Genomic DNA, 16,276 nt, shown 5'->3' with positions numbered 1-16,276 from the left:
CCTGCTCTTCTTCACGGCTCTGCTCCTCCCATCAGGGTCTCACAAAACCGGAAAACTCGCACTCAGGCCGGACCAAAGCGATGGGGGGACGTCAATACCTAGTTCGCTTCTACCCGTTAACCTCTGGGCCGAGGTCGCGCCGCTTCTCCCTCGGCTGCCCTCACGCTCAAAAGGCGGCCGATCAAGAACCGAGCTGCTCTGACCGGTATCCTGTTTGTGCTGCGCTCGGGTATCCGTAGAGAGCTGCTGCCGCCGGCGGCGGGCTGCGGTTTCGGGAAGAGTTGCTGGCGGCGTCGGCGGGACTGGCAGGCGACCGGCGTGTCTGCTCGACTGTATCAGGTGCTCTCGCAGCGACTGCGCACGGATCGAGTTTTCTCCAGCTATCGCTCATGACAGCACGCCCGACAGACCGGCTGCAAGTGCTGCTAGCCCGTTCAAGCGCAACGAGGCTCCCGGAGGCTAGCTCCGGCTGAATCTATACCGACCGCGACATCGTCGGTCGGCTCTGGGCGAGGGGCAATGAGTGACAGCCGATTGCCAGGCGCTACGGGAAGACCTCGCCAGCTTCGCGGGCGTCCTCTGGCCTGCTGCATCTCTCGACCGCCTTAAGTGACGGCAGACCTTTATTTGCGGCTGTGGTGTTCGCGTGTCGAGACGATCGCTCGCCCATGGCGTCTAGGCGCAAGAAACTCGATTTCGGACGCTGCTGGGTGATTTTCGGTTACGGATGGTAGGGCCACCAATTTGGATCGGAAAAATTGCATTCTTACCCCTCCGCGGATGCCGCCGAGCATTGCGTCCGTCGGCACATGCGTCTGACGAATGCCGCAGAGACCCGAGGCATATGTTGGGGTAAATGTTGAGTTGTAGATTGCAGCCTTGAGAAAAAAGCCATTCCCGCCAGCAAGTTAGCTCGCGTGAATGGCGGAGACGGAGGGATTAGACGACCGGGAGTGGTTAACCTATTCTGGCCATTGCAAGCCCAGGGAATCGCCAGCGAATCCGGGTCGTGTTACGGTTCAAACCGGTTCATATAACCCTTCCCGGAGCGTCCAACGGTGCCTCGCAAGGCCGACCCCAAGAACGGCTATTTGACCAAGCACGACGGAACGTACCGCGTCTCCATGGGCGTGCCAAAGGAGCTGCGCGCCCAGCTCGGGTCCCGCCTCGTCAGGAGCACCGGAACGGATAGCCTCACCGAGGCGCGGGCCATCCGTGACATGGTCGTCCCGCGGTTCAGGAAGCAGATCGAGGAGGCCTGGAAGGCCCGGGGCGGGAAGAAGAACAGCCTGCTGGCGATCGCCCTGGAGACGCGCAAGCTGATGGAAGCCGCCGACGAGAACATGTCCGACTTCCTCGACCAGGGCACGCGCGAATGGTTCGACAAGATCCTGCGCGACGGGGCGAGGATCGAGGACGTCATGACGCCGGACGGCCCCGACGAGCGGGTGATCCCGACGCCCGAGGCGGCCGCGACGGTGAAGGAGCTGAAGCGGGTGATCCACCGCGGCGAGACCCCGATCGCGTACCTGCACGACTCGTTCATGAGGACGCTGAAGACGTCGGCCCGCTCGCAGCTCGACGAGCCCCGCGCCCTCGGGATCCTGCTCGACTGGCTGGAGGCCCATGACATCGAGCCGTTCATCGAGAACGTCAGCAAGCCAGTCGCCGTGCGCTTCATGGATTTCATGGACCAGCGCAGCGACCTGTCCTGGGCCTCCAAGGCGAAATACTTCGGGAGGATCAAGTTCTACTGGGCGTGGCTGGCAAAGCGTGACCACGCCAAGGAGAACCCGTTCCGCGACCTGACGCTTGAGCGGCCGGAGACGAAGCGGTCCGACGACGAGCGGCCGTACACCGACCAGGAAGTCCAGAGGCTCCTCATGGGCAAGCCGATGGAGGGGAACAGGATGCGCGACGTCATGATGGTGGCCGCCCTCACCGGGGCCCGGCTCGACGCCGTCGTGGATTTGAAGGTCGGCGGCCTGCCGGACCACTTCACGTTCAAGCCCCAGAAAAAGGAGCGGGATCATAGGCATGTCCCGGCCCATCCCGATCTACTGGAAATCGTGGAGCGCAGGATCAAGAACAAGGGCCGCGAAGACGACCTATTTCCGGAATGGCCCGCGTCCCCGGAAACGTCTACTCGCCCTCGAAGTGCCTATTTCTCGAAGAGATACACGAAGTATACTTCGAACATCGGCGTACGCGAGGAGGAGGAAGGCCGCAGGCGCTCGAAGGTCAACTTCCATTCTTGGAGGCGGTGGTTCATCACGAAGCTGGAGCGAGCCCGGGTGAGGGAACCGCTCATCGCGGCGATCGTCGGCCACAAGCGCCCCGGTATGACGTTGGGGCTCTACTCGGGCGGCCCAGAGTTCGAGGAGGCCAGGGAGGCGATCGCCCTGGTGAAGTTGCCCCCGCTCGACGGCTCGACCGTGCCCGAGGAGCGGTCCCTGTCGCCGAGGAGGCGCGCGTGAAACCCGAGCCCCGTTCGAATCCCGAACCCTCCGTCGAACCCTAGGACCCCCGGCGCGGCCGCGGGGCGAGGACCCCGCCATGGCCACCCTGTTCACCGCCGACACCCACTTCAGCGACGACCCGATCCGTCGGGTCTGCCGCCGCCCGTTCGAAACGGTCGACGATATGAACCGCACGATGGTCGAGCTCTGGAACGCCCGCGTCAGGCCGGGCGACACGGTCTGGCACCTCGGCGACTTCTCGATGCACGGTAAGGCGGCGGAGGTCGCCGGGATCTTCGCGGCGCTTAACGGGCGTAAGCTGCTGGTCCGGGGCAACCACGACCGGAAGCGCGTCCTCGACCTGCCATGGGCCGCCCCGCCAGTGGACATCGCCGACGTGTCTGTGGACGGAGCGCGGCTGATCCTCTGCCATTACGGGATGCGGAGCTGGAAGGGCGCGTTCCGCGGCACGCTGCACCTGTTCGGGCATACCCACGACCTGCTGCCCCCGACCCGCCTGTCCTGCGACGTCGGGGCCGACAGCTGGGCCTTCGCCCCGATCACGCTCGACCAGATCCACAGCCGGCTCGCCGGCGTCACCGAGGAGCCCGAGGAGATCCGGCTAGCCCGGGCCCGGGCCCGGGCGGCCGAGCGCGGCGAGGGCTAGCGGCGAACCGGGGATCGATACCACCCGACGTGGCTCGACCACACCGGGATCGTCTCGACGGGCGGCGGGACCGGCATGGCCTCCTCGCCATCGATCGGCCCGGAGGGTCCGGCCTCCATCACCTGCTGCATGAAACCGTCGAGGTCGAACTCGACGTCGGGGGCGGCCTCGGCCGCGGGCAGCCCGGATTCGCGCGGGGGCTCGCCGTCCGCTTCAGGCTCACCCTGGGCCCCGGGCGGGGCCCCTCCTTCAGGGAACATCGCGTCGAGCTCGTCGGCGGCCACGCGCAGCCGGGCCGCCCCCTCGCGGGCGATCGCAGGCAGGATCTCCAGGACCCATGCCGGCACCGGCTTGGGCGTCGTCTCCTGGAACCACTGCGAGACCCTGGCGCGGCCGAAGCTGCGGCCGGTCGCGGCCGAGATCGCCTCGGCGAGCGGGGTCTGCCACAGGGGGCCGTAGACCCTGGACCCGACCGCCTCGACGATCGTCATGCGGCGCAGGCGCTCGGGGCCGTCAGTGAACTCGCGCGCGCCCATGGATGCCTCTCCCGCCGATTGTCGGTGAACGGATTGTATCACCGCTTCGACCGGTGAACACGCCCGTTCACCAGCTGATCGCGCCTAGCGCATCGGCGTCGTCGTCTGGCAGCTGCACCGGGCCGCCGGTTACCCAGGCCTCCCGAGCGTAGGCCGGGGCGACGAGGCACCACAGCTCGGGCGCCAGGACGGAATAGGCTGGCACGACGACCTCGGCCCCGAGGTCGAAATCTTCCGCGACATGCCGGGCCGCCTCCAGGGCGACGCGGGCGTGCTCGGCGCAGGCTGCCCGGCTCCTCGCCGTCCGGGCGCGCCTGGCCGCAGCGACGCAGTCCTCGGCCTCCGCGATCGCCGACAGGCACAGGGCGCGGCCGTTCGCCCGCATGCGCGCCTCCGCGGTGCCGCCGCCGGGCACATGCGCCACCGAGCGGCCCGCGCAGAGGGCACCGACGTTCCGGACCGGCACGACGCGATCCCTCAGCCGACCCGGGATCCCGCTGGCGACCGCCTGGATTTCCCGCCTACGCACGGCCTGAACGAACCTGGCGAGGCACGGGGTCTGGCGCGGGGATTCGACGGCCGCGTAGTGGACGCCGAGGGTGCGGCCCGCGCGGACCGGGCCGTAGAGCGACGTCAGCAGCTCCATCCGCCAGTCGTCGTCGCGCTCGCGATGCTGGAGCGGCGTGACGACCGCGCAGACGCTCAGGGTCCTCAGGACGGTTATGGGGTTCATGGCTGCCTCGGGATCGTGTCGGCGCTTGTCTGGACAGCCCTGGCCGAGGGCGGTCCGGAGAAGGGCCGGGGCGGGGGGGCCCCGGCTCTCAGGCTTCAGTCGTCCGCAAGGATGAGCTCCCGGAACTCGTTTCGGATATGGGCGATCCCGTCGGCCCTGCCGCGCTTGTGGCCGGCCTCGAACGCCGTGAGCATGAGTTCGGCCTCGCGCCGGGTCGCGCCGACGTGGAGCGTGAGGAGCGGGGCGGAGAACTCGACGGAATCATCGCGACGGAACAGCGAGACGGTGGCCTCGCCCGGGCCGTCGTCGAGATACCAAGCCTTGGCAAACGCCCTGTACCCGTAGAAGTCGCCGATGGCCTCGACGGCGGTAACCTCGCGGTGACGGATCTGCATCTCGCCAAGGCGCCTGCGCAGGTTCTCCAGCGTAAGCCACGGATCCGTCTTAACGTCCTGGTGCGCATGCGTCTCGACAAACCGCCGAGCGGTGTTCTGCGCGCACTCGGCGGGCGTCCACTCGTCATCCTCGTTCCACTCTCGCAGCGGCGGCAGGGCGGCGACGAGGGGCGCCAGGGCCTCGGCGAGGGCATCGTGCTCGACCAGGAAGATGTTGGCCGCCAGGATCCCGGCCACGGCGGATTCGGTATCCATTGCTGTTTCCCTTGTTGCCCGGAGGGTGCGGGCGGCTCGGCCCTCGGCGGGCAGCCCGAGCAGGGCGGCCGGCAAAGGGCCGGGGCGCAGGGCCCCGGCTTCCACGTTCAGTCGACGCCCTCCGCGAGGGCCTCGACGTCCGGGACGTACAAGCGGGCCTCGGTCACGCCCGTGTAGCCGTCTGCCATCGCCTTCTCGGCCACCTTGCGGGGGCAGTCGTGGATGACGACCACGGCATCCACGACCGTCTCCCAGTTCTTCATGGAGCCGCCAGACCTGACGGTGCCGGACAGGCGGACGACGCCCTCGCCGAGCTTGGCGCCCGAGTCCCGCCCGAAGGCGCGGGCGATGACCCGGCCGGCGACCTCGACGGGGCCGTGCCAGGCGTCCTTCTCGACGCGGCACTGGAGGGACACCGTGTCCGGCTCGCCATCGCCGTCGCCGCCGTAGCTGCGCTTCAGCGCGGCCCGGACCAAGGCCTCGTTGCGGGCGTCGACGCGCCAGGCCGGCGCCTCCCAGCAGCCGCCCATGTCTTTGACGCGCTTGTTGAAGTTGCTGTTCGCGTGCGGGGTCCGGATGAGCACGTCGGTGCCGGACTTCGTGATCTGAATGGCCATAGTCGGCGTTCTCCTAGATCGTGCCCGCGAGGTCGGGCGGTTGGCAGGCCCCTCGACGAGCTGCCCCTTAACCGGGGCGGCTGGTGGAGAGGCTGAGGCGGACCCCGGCGGCGAGATCAGAGGACGGTTGGGAATGGGATGACCCGGCCCGTGATGGGCAGCTCGGCGATCTCGGCCTCGACGATGGCCACGAGGGCGTCGAGCATGGCCTCCAGGGCGGTCTGCTCGGTCTCGGCGGTGGTGGTGGGTTGGGACATGGTGGCCTCCGCGAGAAGCGTTCTGCTCTCTCGGTGAACAATCTAGTTCACTGAAACGGAGGCCGCAAGGGGTAGGTGAACATTTCTGTTCACCAAGCTCTCAGGGTCCGCCCCGGGCGCGCTTCTCGGCTTCCCGGTTGCGGCGCCGGGTCTCGGCGGCGCGGAGGGCGGCCTTGCGGCGTTTCTCAGCCCTGAGCACCTTCTCGGCGTCGTCGACATTGAGCCGGTCCGGGGCCTCGCGGGCCTCGTCCGACACCAGCATGAGCTCCGGGTAGCGCCGCCAGAGCTTGCGGGCGCGGTTGTAGCCGATCGGCGCCTCGCGGTGATCGCTCATCCACCGGATGCTGGGCCGACTGCCCGGCTCGTGCGGCAGGGAGATCTGGAAGGTCGCGGTTTCTCCGTCGAACAGGACGGCGGTGACGCGCACCCGGCTTACCGGGCGACGCATCAGGCGGCAGCGGCCCTACCAGCTTCGGCAAGCTCCTCGTCATCCATCAGGATGCGTCGAAGCTGCCCCGTTGGGATGATGATGCGCTTCCCGCTGCGCGTGGCCCGGATCTCGCCACGATCGACCGCCCGAATGACGCCGGGGCCGGGCATCCTAAACATCTTGTCCGCCTCCGCTACCGTACACGACGGCTTTCTCAACCACTCCTTCGTCCCCCATACATCGTGGCTCGCCTTTTCCGTGTACCTTAATGTGTACCAAGCGTGTCACCTTGCGCAGGAGCCACAACCTTTTATGTGGACCATGGTGTTCATCAATTGCGATGGTTGCCGAAAATGAGCGAGAGCGAGCCTCAGAGGCGTCGCGGACGGCCGCGCGTTTCTGAGGAGGAAAGGAAGCGGCACACTCTCACCTTCCGCATGCGAAGCGACTTGCGGGATGCCGTGGAAGAGTTAGCTGCTGCCAACGACCGCACGCTCAGCGAGCAAGTAGAGTACTATGTCGACAGCGGCGTTTTTGCAGAAGCTAAGCGGATGTACGAATTCTCGTCCGACGCGGTGTCGCCGGTTTTACATCGGTGCATTTCGAGCCGCGACGTTAGGAAAGATGATTCTCATCTCGACCTGATTTTTTCGCGCGAATATCGTGAAATGTCGACCATCGCCGGGAAGAATCGTCTTAATACAGCCCAGAAAAACGAATTAGTGCCCTGGGTTAAAGAGCCCGGAGGCCAACAGCATGCCGTTGAGATGGCGCGCTCTCTCATCAACGGAATTGTACGGGGCGCTCTGGAAGGCTTCGAAGCAACATTAGGCGTGGAAGTCGTTGCCGCCATACAAGCAGATTTTCACATCGGCGAAAGTCAAGTAAATATCAAACTAAAGCGCGCATATCAAGATTTAGAGATGAAATACAAGGTCGCCGAAAGTGAAATCGAGCGTTTGCAATTTCAACTCGACAGACAGCGCAACATGTTAGCGGGTCCCGGCATATTTGCTGGCAAGTTTAAGCGCGTGGTTAGCGACTTGGCTGCAGATACTGCCGGCCTAGCACCGAAGCATCCCCGCATGCCCATGCCAGCCGACCTGCCGTCGGCGGATTCGCATGGCAGTGGTGACCAATCCATCGCTTCACTGCGCGACCTGCTGGCCCGGTTCACAGACCGCGAGCCGAATCTCGAAGCACTGCGCGCCGTCGGCTGGCCAGACCGGTTCGGAAAGCTGCCGGCCGCCACGCGGACCGCTCTGATTGGCGAGCTGTGCGATGGCGTGGCGGATCTCTATGAGACACTGATGTCCGCTGCAGCTCCGCGCGGCGAAGCCGTGACCGCACTCCGTCGGTTGCAGAACGTCCTCCTGCCTCGCGGAGACGACGAAGGGCCGCACGAGGACCTCGGGGACGTCGAAAAGCCGCGGGCCAAGGCGCAGCGGTGACCGGCCTTCTTCTGGGGACAGGAATGCAGGCTTAACCGCGCCTTTCCGACCATCCGCCCAGCGCGATCGCCCGCTCGGAAGCGAGTGACGCAGTACGAGACCACGCCATGCCTGCTCAGCCGCCTCGGGGGCATCTCCCGGCCTATATCGCACCGCTGTACGTCCTGGCGCGGGCGCTGCATGAAACCTTCCCGGCCGAGGGCTTACCTACCTTCAACCTCACGCCGTTCAGCGACGGCCCATACCTGACGCCCTCGGCTGCCGCGACCTATGATGGCGAGCGCCGCTCTTTCAGCGTGACAGTAAGCGGCTTCAAGCCGTCCCGGATCGGCGTGGAGCTGTACCTCGAACTGGTTCTTCAACCCCGGCTCGTCCCGCGACGTCTCCCGCTGCAAGGTCTGGTACCTCCGAAGCCGGCCGCAGCACCGACCGACGTTAAGGATCAGCCACCAGCTCCCGAGAAGAGCGAGGACGCCGACAAGCCAGAACTGACCGCTGAGGAAGCCGCCACTGCAGCCGCCGCTGCCAAGGAGGCCGCTGAGGAAGCCGCCGCTGCAGCCGCCGCTGCCGCCGCCGCTGCCAAGGAGGCCGCCGATATGAAGGCCGCGGAGGAGGAGGCTGCCGCCCGGGTCGCGGCGGAAGAACGGCGCCCGAAAGGCGTCGCTGTCACGCTCGTATCACCGTTCAAGACGTGCCTCCTGTCCGAGCACCTTTGTGCCACCGCCCGTTGGCGAGAGATGCGCGGGCTATCCAGCACGGCCTATAGCGGCCGCACGTTCCCGGAAGATGCCTTCATCAGCTTCCCGCGTGTCGCGGCCGCGCTCGGCAGGGAGCTTCGGGACGTCCTGGCGGCCGGTGGCGGCCGCGCGGTGCTGATGGAGTCGGTTGGTGACAAGACGCCGGTGCCAGCGCGCTTCTGGCACTCCGAGGCCGCGGAGGCCGTGCTCGCGGGTGAGGTCGATACCGTCGTGCCGCTGGGCGATCGCGAGGCCAGCGGCGCCATCTGGTTCGACGAGGTGGCCCTCGACGCGGCATGGCGTCAGCTCCGGGGCACCCTAGCGGCCTCGGTGAAGCCAGCGCGACCTGCGGAGAAGAAGTCGGAAGAGGCGCCTGCGAGGAGGAGAGATCCGCCGCACACGGCGGTCCCGCAACCGACCGCCTGGATGGTCTTCATGCAGGAGATCGCGCTGGAGTTCGGCTACTCCGGTGGCCGCCCGTTCGGACCGTTCCGGTTCACCAAGGACCAGCTCGCGGCGCAAATCAGGACACGGTGGCCGGACGAGTTGGGCGAATGGAGCCAGACCTACGCGGAGTCGTTGGCCGCGTTCATCCTCCATCCGAGCAACCGGAAGCAAGGGAACGCCGACAACACGACGAAGGCTGAGAAGGAGCGAACCCAGGCACTGCTACAGGCCGAAAAACGAAAGATCGCGGATAAAAGAACCAAGCGGTGAAGGGGCTTAGCCTGGGGAAGCGCGCTCTGGTTTTGGCGCGGAAAGTTTGGTCCCAGCAGATGCTCTGATCGCTCTCAAGCATCCTTCGACCCACGGTAGCCACAAGGCTATCGGGTTCGGAGGACTACGATGGCCAAGCAACAGTCTCTCGATCTGCGAGATAAGCCAGCGCTCACTACTGGGCCTGCGGCTGATTACATTGGAGTCGGTCACTCAACTCTTAACAGGTGGAGGCGCGAGGGCCGAGCGCCTGCTCACATCACGCTGAGCTGGAGGAAGTACCTCTGGCCGAAGCACGACCTGGATGCCTTCCTGGAGGCGCGTCGCGTCGAGGCCGCCGCCCCCTCGAACGAGGGAGGCGTGGCGTGATCACGATCGGAACCCCGTCTCGCGCAATCGGGCTCGCTCCGTTCATGCGGGTAGAGCTGCAGCCGATCCTGGACGTAGCCATTGCGGGCCAGTGCAGCGTCGAGCTGTTTGCACAGAGCCGGACGCCCAGACCATTCGAGCTTCCACCCGAGGAGATCGTATTTGCCGGCATCCTCGCCGCTCGCGGGCCGCTGAAGGGCTATGGTCCCAACGGTTTTCACCTGGCGTCGCTGACCGATCTTCTTCTGCGCGCCTCGAGCGTCGAGATCATCGCCAAGAGGCAAGATCGACACCTGTACGGGGAGGCAGCCGCGCTCGCTCGGAGCGGCCATTCGGTGGTCGTCATCGAGACGGACCGGAGGCTTGAGGAAATCTGGGGCTCCTTCGTCGCCGGCTACGCGCAGGGTCGACTCCGCGAGGCAGAACCAGGCGAGGGGGCGTGATGAGCAAGCCCCCTGCTCAGGATCGGGCCCCAGCACCTGCACAGAGGCGGCCGACCTATCGGCTGCCTCTCGTGAAGGCCGCGCTCGCCCACGGCGCTGACCTGGTGGTTGTCCACCCGGCACCGCGCCCAGTCCGCCGCGTCGGTGCCGGGCTGTTCATCGCCATTGTGGACGATCGGTCGCCCCCGCAGGGGTCAGCCGCCTTCGACCCGGCCTTGCTGGCGAGCCTTGTCCGGAGGGCACGTGGCGCGCTTGTGCTGACGGGCGACTGCGCGCCCTCCTACGGCGTGGTGGCCTCCGTCGCCGCATGCCGTCCCGTCTCGATGGTCCTCGTCGAGACCACGCCCGACCACGGCGAGCCGTGGCGGGCCTTCATCCAGGCTACGGCGCCGGGCCTGCCGGTCGTCCTCAAGCACAACTGATGGGGCGGATCGTGCCAGACGACATCGACTTCGCACGCCTCATGGAGCCTGTCGCCCTGGAAGTCCTGGGCGCACCGCGTCGGAAGATCCACAAGAGGAACGAGCTGCGCTGGCGGAAGAACGATTCCCTCATCGTCTACCTCGACACGGGGACCTGGTGGGACTTCGTGGACGAGATCGGCGGCGGCGTCCTCGACCTCCTGCGGGTGCACGGGAAGCTCGTGAACGGCGAGGCGTTCGACTGGCTGCGCGATCGCGGCCACCTGCCCGCCCGTGATGGTGCTGCCGGTCCTAAGCCGTGCTCGAAGCCCGTCGCCAAGCCGGCCCCGGCGGCCACGCCGACGCGGGCCGCGCCCAAGGCCGCCCCGAAGAGCAAGCGGGTCGAAGGGGCAACCTACGATTACGTCGACGAGCAGGGTAAGCTCCTGTTCCAGGTCGTGCGCTATCTGCCGAAGGGGTTCAGCCAGCGCCGGCCGGATCCGGATCCGGAAAAGAAGGGTGACTGGATCTGGGACCTGCACGGCGTGCGGCCTGTGCCCTACCGCCTGCCTGACCTGCTGGAGGCGGTCTCACAGGATCGGGTTATCTTCATCCCAGAAGGCGAGAAGAAGGTCGATAAACTCATCAGCCTGGGCGTGCCTGCGACGTGCAACGCTGGCGGCTCTAAGGCATGGAACCAGTCGCTCGGGGAGCACCTCCGCGGCGCCCACGTCGTGCTCCTGCCAGACAACGACCAGCCCGGCCGTAATCACCGCGACGACCTCGTAGCTAAGCTCACCGGCGTGGTCGCGTCGATCCGCGTGGTGGACCTGCCGGGCCTCGGTGAGAAGGGCGATATTGTGAACTGGGTCGAAGAGGCCGGCGGCACCGTCGAGGAGCTGTGGCGCCTCGTCGAGGCAGCCCCGCTGGCCGAGCTGCCCGCCGATGCTCCCGACGGGTCCGACGCGGATCCGGATCCCGATGATGCTGCTACCGAGTCCCCGCGTGTCCCGCTGATCCGCGCGACGCCCTACGTCTGGATCGTGCCCGAGGTTATCCCGCCGCGGGAGTGGATCTACGGCCGGCACTACATCAAGCAATTCGTTTCCACCACGATCGCGCCCGGCGGCGTCGGCAAGTCGACCCTGGGCATCGCCGAAGCCCTCGCCATCGCGACGGGCCGGCCCATCCTCGGCATCAAGCCGGTGGAGCGCGCCAAGGTCTGGATCTGGAATGGCGAGGATCCCATTGCGGAGATGCAGCGCCGCATCGCGGCCGCGTGCATCCACCACAACATCCGCCCTGAGGAGATCGAGGGTTGGCTTTTCATCGATAGCGGACGCGTCTCGCCGCTCGTCATCGCGACGCAGGTGCGGGCAGGCCTGACCATCGCCGAGCCGCTGGTCGAGGACCTCAAGGCGACGATCCGCGAATTCGGCATCAGCGTGGTGATCATCGACCCCTTCATCTCGTGCCACGAGGTGCAGGAGAACGACAACATCGCCATCAACGCGGTCGTGACGGCCTGGGCCCAGATTGCTGACGAGACCGGCTGTGCGATCGACCTCGTGCACCACAGCCGGAAGGGTAATGGAGCCGAGACCACCATCGAGGACGGGCGGGGTGCGAGCGCCCTCATCAGCAAGGCCCGGGCTGCGCGGGCGCTCAACGCCATGACCGCGGACGAGGCGGACAAGGCCGACATCGAGAACAGGCGGCTGTACTTCCGGACCTACGACGGCAAGTCGAGCCTCGCGCCCCCGTCGGACGAGTCGACGTGGTTCCGGCTTGCGTCGATCGACCTTCGCAACGGCACGCCGCAGCGACCATCCGACAACGTCGGCGCCGTCGAGACTTGGAAGTGGCCGGACGCCTTCGAGGGCGTCAGCGTGCAGGACCTCGTGGCGATCCAGCACCGCATCAACAACGGCCGGTTCCGGGAGAGCGCGCAGTCGCCGGACTGGGTTGGGAACGTCGTGGCGGAGACCCTGCGGCTCGACACCGACAGGAAGGCCGACCTCGCGAAGGTCAAGGTGCTGCTCAAGACCTGGATCAAGAACAAGGTCCTGAATGTGGAGGATCAGCTCGACGCCAAGGGTAACATGCGCCCGTTCATCATCGTCGGACATTGGGCGAAGTGAGCAGGCCCCACCTCGTAAGGTGAGGTGGGGAAGGGTGAGGAGTGGGGGATAGGATCCGACCGAGACCGATCCCCACCCCGGACCCCCTTTAGGGGACCGGTGGTGGGGGTGGTGGAGGGAGCGGCGGGGCGTTGAGAAGCGTGGCCGCAAGGTGGGGGTGAGGGTGAGAGCGCCGCGGGCCGTTACCCACGATCGGGCAGGGTCAGAACGGAAGCTCGTCGCGGCTCATCTCGGAGCCGGGGTCGATGCCGCTCTCGCGCATCAGCTCGCCGGCCGCGCGATCGGCGGTACCGCCACCCCGGGACTGCTGGCCGCCACGCGCCGAATTTTGGCCCTGGTGGGCCTCAGGATGCGCGTCGCGGTCGGAGTCGTCGTACCGCCGGGCGGGAACGACGCCGTCGACGTTCATGGTCGGTCCGTAGAGTGCGTCCTGGATGCGCTGGACGTTGCTGGCGGCGTAGCTCGGCTGGGCCTCGCAGAGCCACACGGCGTGCAGCCCCCGCCCTGAGCGGGTCCAGTAGCCCTGACGCTCCTGCAGGAGCTGTCCGCCCTCGCCGTGCGACTATACGGGAACAGGTGGACCACGGACGTCACCCGCGATCTCGGCCAAGGCGACCTCGGTCGCCCTGTCCTCCGGTGGCAGGCCGGCGGGGCGCAGATCCCTCCGACCAACCTGGCTCACCTGCGCCGGCTGACCTGGGCCCGCCTACACAGCGTGTGGACGATTGGGAAATGGACGGGTCGCCCCCCATCGCCCGGTAGAGGCCGAACCAGTGCGGCAACTTCCGATTGCACCTCGGGAGCCACTCTTGGCAGGGTGCGAGGCAGACGGTTTCGGGATCGAGGATGTGCCGTGATACAGGTCCTGGCGGCTGCAGCTTGTGCCATCACACTCCTGTCCGTTTCGCCCATCACAGACCAGGCAGCTGCCGCTTCTGCCCCCCGGATCGGGATGTACTGCACCGATTACGGGTATGGCGTTCCGATCACGGTCAGGCCCGGGCGACAGGTCGGCATCGATGGCTTGGATTGCTCCGGGGCGACGATCTCGCAGGGCCGAATCCGCGCGCCGAAGTGCTACGCCAACGGCGGGAGCGTCGTTACATTGGACGAGCTGTTCACCGTCGAGGACGATGGCTCGATCCGGTTTAACAATAGAATCTACCGTTACATCGGAATCAGGAAGACCTTCCAGGATTGCCCGGGCAGCCCCCGGTTCCGGTAGGCGCACGTCGGGCGCGGAGCGGGCGCACGTGTCATCCCGCCCGCCCCGGGGGATGACGCGAATCCTCAGCCGACGCACCTCCCTGGCTTGTCATCCCTGGACCATCGGGAAGGATGACATCGCGCCTATTGGCATCCCCTGCCGGTATGTCAAACACCGCGGTGCTCGCGCGAAAGATCTCCTCAAGGAGACGATACAGCCATGCCCCACTCTGCCCGTTTCGCGCCTTTCAGCCTAAACGCCACCCGGCTACATGCCACGCCGCCAGAGATCGTCGGCCGCCGTCGGATGGACCCGCTCGATCGATGCGAGGGGTGCAGGCACCACGCGGTGGTGGGCGGCCCGACGCCGGGTGGTGAGATCGTGAGCCTCGACTTGTGCTGGCACTACAGGAGGGTTCTCCTGATACCCCTACCGTCCACCAGGCCATGCCCGTCGTTCAGTCCAGAGTGACGGGATGGGCCAAGCCATCCCCGGCGCGCTCCGTGCGGCCTCTCGGATTGGCGTCATACGACAGCCGGGGCTGTTCCCCTCAATCCCTACGGGGTCGTCCACTCCGTTCCCGCGCTGCGCGTGCGGTTCGCCCTCGCCCGTCTCCATCGCCTCCCATCGAGGCCGCATCGGGCGGCCGAGGGAGAGCGACATGGCCTTCGACGTCCACCAGGCAGTCACCGACAAGATCATCGCCACCATGGAAGCCGGCGAGGCCGGACAGTGGACCTACCCCTGGCACCGCACCGGCGGAGGACTCCCGCGCAACGCTCTGACGGGTCGCCCCTACCGCGGGATCAACGTCCTGAGCCTCTGGGTCGGCGCGCAGGCCTCCGGGTACTCCGACGACCGCTGGGCCACATACAGGCAATGGGCCGAGCTCGGGGCCCAGGTTCGCAAGGGTGAGCGCAGCACCCTGGTCGTCTTCTTCAAGGAGTACGAGGACGCTTACGGCGAGGACCGGAAGCGCTTCGTGGCCCGGGCCAGCTACGCCTTCAACGCCGCGCAGTGCGAGGGTGCGCCCGAGGCCGGGGAGCCACTGCCGGCGAGCGAGTGGAACCTGTCCGCGGTGTTCGACGGGTTCGTCGAGCGCACGGGCGCGATAGTGATCCCTGGCGGTGACATGGCCTGTTACCTCCCGGCCCAGGACCTGATCCGAATCCCGAGCAGGACCCGGTTCCCAACCGCCCACGGCTACGCTTCGACGATGGGGCACGAGCTCACGCACTGGAGCGGGGCCAAGGGACGCCTCGACAGAGATCTCACCGGCCGGTTCAAGAGCCGAGCCTACGCCGCCGAGGAGCTCGTGGCCGAACTCGGTAGCGCCTTCCTGATGGCCGAGCTTGGGTTGGAGGCCGAGCCGCATCCGACACGCGCCAGCTACATCAGATCCTGGATCAAGCTTCTGCGCAGCGACCCCAAGGCGATCTTCACCGCGGCTTCTGCGGCCTCCCGGGCGGTTGGATACCTCACCGCCCTCCAGTCCCGGATGGCCGAGGCGGCTTGAGCCCGCGGGCCCCGGGAGACCGGGGTCCCGTCTTACACGTCCGGTCAGGATGTGCCGACGCGTGATCTCTGGAGGCAAGGGCTCACATGACCGATTCGCGCGCGGACGGGGGATTACGCTTCGAAATGACGCTCTCAGGCGTCTAAAGCCCCCTGTCTAGGGGCTGCCACCGCCGATTCTGGCATCCTCAGCCCTGATTTCGACCCTCGCCCAGGCAGGTAACCACGCGGGGTGGGACACTGAAAGCCATGGCGGTCATGCGGCCGCCGTGGAGGACAGTATGCTCGCCCGTCTCGTCCAGGTCGCGCTCAGGTTCGGGGGGTACACCCCGGCTAGGGGCACGACGCCGCCCCCCGAACCCCGGGATCCCGTTCGCGTCCCGGCACCCGTCCCGGCCTGCCCCGTGCCGCGTCGCGAGCTCGGCCTCCACACCGCATGCGTGCGGTACGCCCGGGCCGTCGAGGCCCGGACATGGGACGACAAGCTCCCTAGGGACCGCGAGGAGATCCTCACGGCGATGGGACCGGACCTGTCCAGCTGGCAGCGTGTGCTGCGGCTCACCCGCCGCCCCCCGTGGCGCCCGGGCGACAGCATGACGGCCCCCGCCGCCCTGACACTCGCCCGTCGGGCGTGGACCTCTGACCTCGACAGCTGGGAGGCGGCGCTCAAGGCGATCGACAGCCAGGTCGACATCGCCGCCAGGCTCGGATGGGATCCGCCTGCTCCGCTGCACCTCCCGGTCGACGTCGCCAACGCCCTTGCGGCCCGCCGCCGGGCCGCCATGGAGCGGGTCCGCCGGCGTGCGCGCCGCGGGACCGTGGAGACGCAGGGAGCGCCGGTGCCTGTGCCCGAGGATGAAGTATCCCCGCCCCTCGGGCCGAGGAGATGACAAGTCGAGGTATGACAACCGTAGAAGGATGAAAGAGTAATGGAGATTAAGCCAGC

18 protein-coding genes and 1 pseudogene are annotated in these 16,276 nt (G+C 67.0%); 12 read left to right on the top strand and 7 right to left on the bottom strand.

Annotated elements, in window-relative coordinates; translation table 11 throughout:
• Positions 1 to 94 precede the first annotated feature (94 nt).
• The 3 genes and pseudogenes from ACQKQD_RS24185 to ACQKQD_RS24175 all read left to right on the top strand — a co-directional run.
• A pseudogene (locus ACQKQD_RS24185) lies at positions 95 to 357 on the top strand (transposase); the annotation flags it as partial.
• A gap of 701 nt (positions 358 to 1,058) precedes the next feature.
• Positions 1,059 to 2,477 carry a tyrosine-type recombinase/integrase gene (locus tag ACQKQD_RS24180; protein ID WP_427509782.1) on the top strand — a complete coding sequence of 473 codons (1,419 nt, stop codon included), beginning with the start codon at positions 1,059 to 1,061 and terminating at the stop codon, positions 2,475 to 2,477.
• Positions 2,478 to 2,556: 79 nt separating this feature from the next.
• Complete coding sequence (locus ACQKQD_RS24175; protein ID WP_427509781.1) at positions 2,557 to 3,126, top strand: metallophosphoesterase; 570 nt, start codon at positions 2,557 to 2,559, stop codon at positions 3,124 to 3,126.
• Here the strand turns inward: ACQKQD_RS24175 and ACQKQD_RS24170 are convergent.
• The 6 genes from ACQKQD_RS24170 to ACQKQD_RS24145 all read right to left on the bottom strand — a co-directional run bounded on the left by ACQKQD_RS24170 (position 3,123) and on the right by ACQKQD_RS24145 (position 6,346).
• On the bottom strand, positions 3,123 to 3,662 hold the full coding sequence (locus ACQKQD_RS24170) for a hypothetical protein (protein ID WP_427509780.1): 540 nt from the start codon (positions 3,660 to 3,662) through the stop codon (positions 3,123 to 3,125). The genes ACQKQD_RS24175 and ACQKQD_RS24170 overlap by 4 nt on opposite strands.
• A 67-nt stretch (positions 3,663 to 3,729) precedes the next feature.
• Positions 3,730 to 4,395 (bottom strand): hypothetical protein, encoded by a 666-nt coding sequence (locus ACQKQD_RS24165; RefSeq protein WP_427509779.1) that lies wholly within the window; start codon positions 4,393 to 4,395, stop codon positions 3,730 to 3,732.
• Between the two features lie 95 nt (positions 4,396 to 4,490).
• Positions 4,491 to 5,045, bottom strand: coding sequence for a hypothetical protein (locus ACQKQD_RS24160; protein WP_427509778.1), 555 nt, complete (start codon positions 5,043 to 5,045; stop codon positions 4,491 to 4,493).
• Between the two features lie 107 nt (positions 5,046 to 5,152).
• Complete coding sequence (locus ACQKQD_RS24155; protein ID WP_427509777.1) at positions 5,153 to 5,662, bottom strand: hypothetical protein; 510 nt, start codon at positions 5,660 to 5,662, stop codon at positions 5,153 to 5,155.
• 116 nt (positions 5,663 to 5,778) lie between these two features.
• The gene (locus tag ACQKQD_RS24150) at positions 5,779 to 5,919 is read right to left on the bottom strand and encodes a hypothetical protein (protein ID WP_427509776.1); all 141 of its coding nucleotides are present in this window, start codon (positions 5,917 to 5,919) and stop codon (positions 5,779 to 5,781) included.
• A gap of 100 nt (positions 5,920 to 6,019) precedes the next feature.
• Entirely contained in the window at positions 6,020 to 6,346 is a 327-nt protein-coding gene (locus ACQKQD_RS24145; protein ID WP_427509775.1) for a hypothetical protein, read from the bottom strand.
• Between the two features lie 464 nt (positions 6,347 to 6,810).
• Here ACQKQD_RS24145 and ACQKQD_RS24140 point away from each other — a divergent pair, with 464 nt between their 5' ends.
• From ACQKQD_RS24140 to ACQKQD_RS24115, 6 genes are all read left to right on the top strand, one after another.
• Complete coding sequence (locus ACQKQD_RS24140) at positions 6,811 to 7,800, top strand: hypothetical protein (protein ID WP_427509774.1); 990 nt, start codon at positions 6,811 to 6,813, stop codon at positions 7,798 to 7,800.
• A gap of 107 nt (positions 7,801 to 7,907) precedes the next feature.
• Positions 7,908 to 9,254: a hypothetical protein gene (locus tag ACQKQD_RS24135; protein WP_427509773.1), complete on the top strand. Its 1,347-nt coding sequence runs from the start codon at positions 7,908 to 7,910 to the stop codon at positions 9,252 to 9,254.
• Positions 9,255 to 9,383: 129 nt separating this feature from the next.
• Positions 9,384 to 9,623 (top strand): helix-turn-helix transcriptional regulator, encoded by a 240-nt coding sequence (locus ACQKQD_RS24130; protein ID WP_427509772.1) that lies wholly within the window; start codon positions 9,384 to 9,386, stop codon positions 9,621 to 9,623.
• Positions 9,620 to 10,066: a hypothetical protein gene (locus tag ACQKQD_RS24125; RefSeq protein ID WP_427509771.1), complete on the top strand. Its 447-nt coding sequence runs from the start codon at positions 9,620 to 9,622 to the stop codon at positions 10,064 to 10,066. Before ACQKQD_RS24130 ends, ACQKQD_RS24125 begins: the two co-directional genes overlap by 4 nt.
• A 254-nt stretch (positions 10,067 to 10,320) precedes the next feature.
• On the top strand, positions 10,321 to 10,488 hold the full coding sequence (locus ACQKQD_RS24120) for a hypothetical protein (protein ID WP_427509770.1): 168 nt from the start codon (positions 10,321 to 10,323) through the stop codon (positions 10,486 to 10,488).
• A gap of 11 nt (positions 10,489 to 10,499) precedes the next feature.
• Complete coding sequence (locus ACQKQD_RS24115; RefSeq protein ID WP_427509769.1) at positions 10,500 to 12,608, top strand: AAA family ATPase; 2,109 nt, start codon at positions 10,500 to 10,502, stop codon at positions 12,606 to 12,608.
• Positions 12,609 to 12,810: 202 nt separating this feature from the next.
• On the opposite strand, the gene ACQKQD_RS24110 is transcribed toward ACQKQD_RS24115, so the two are convergent.
• Complete coding sequence (locus tag ACQKQD_RS24110; protein ID WP_427509768.1) at positions 12,811 to 13,017, bottom strand: hypothetical protein; 207 nt, start codon at positions 13,015 to 13,017, stop codon at positions 12,811 to 12,813.
• Between the two features lie 444 nt (positions 13,018 to 13,461).
• Between ACQKQD_RS24110 and ACQKQD_RS24105 the strand changes: the two genes are divergently transcribed.
• From ACQKQD_RS24105 to ACQKQD_RS24095, 3 genes are all read left to right on the top strand, one after another.
• Positions 13,462 to 13,833, top strand: a complete 372-nt coding sequence (locus tag ACQKQD_RS24105; RefSeq protein ID WP_427509767.1) for a hypothetical protein — start codon at positions 13,462 to 13,464, stop codon at positions 13,831 to 13,833.
• Positions 13,834 to 14,476: 643 nt separating this feature from the next.
• Entirely contained in the window at positions 14,477 to 15,331 is an 855-nt protein-coding gene (locus ACQKQD_RS24100) for an ArdC family protein (protein WP_427509766.1), read from the top strand.
• Between the two features lie 280 nt (positions 15,332 to 15,611).
• Positions 15,612 to 16,220, top strand: coding sequence for a hypothetical protein (locus ACQKQD_RS24095; protein ID WP_427509765.1), 609 nt, complete (start codon positions 15,612 to 15,614; stop codon positions 16,218 to 16,220).
• Positions 16,221 to 16,276 lie beyond the last annotated feature (56 nt).

The sequence above is a fragment of the Methylobacterium sp. NPDC080182 genome, from assembly GCF_050281105.1.
Classification (GTDB): domain Bacteria; phylum Pseudomonadota; class Alphaproteobacteria; order Rhizobiales; family Beijerinckiaceae; genus Methylobacterium.
Note: the sequence above shows the minus strand (reverse complement) of the source record. Positions and strands in the feature narration are given on the sequence as shown.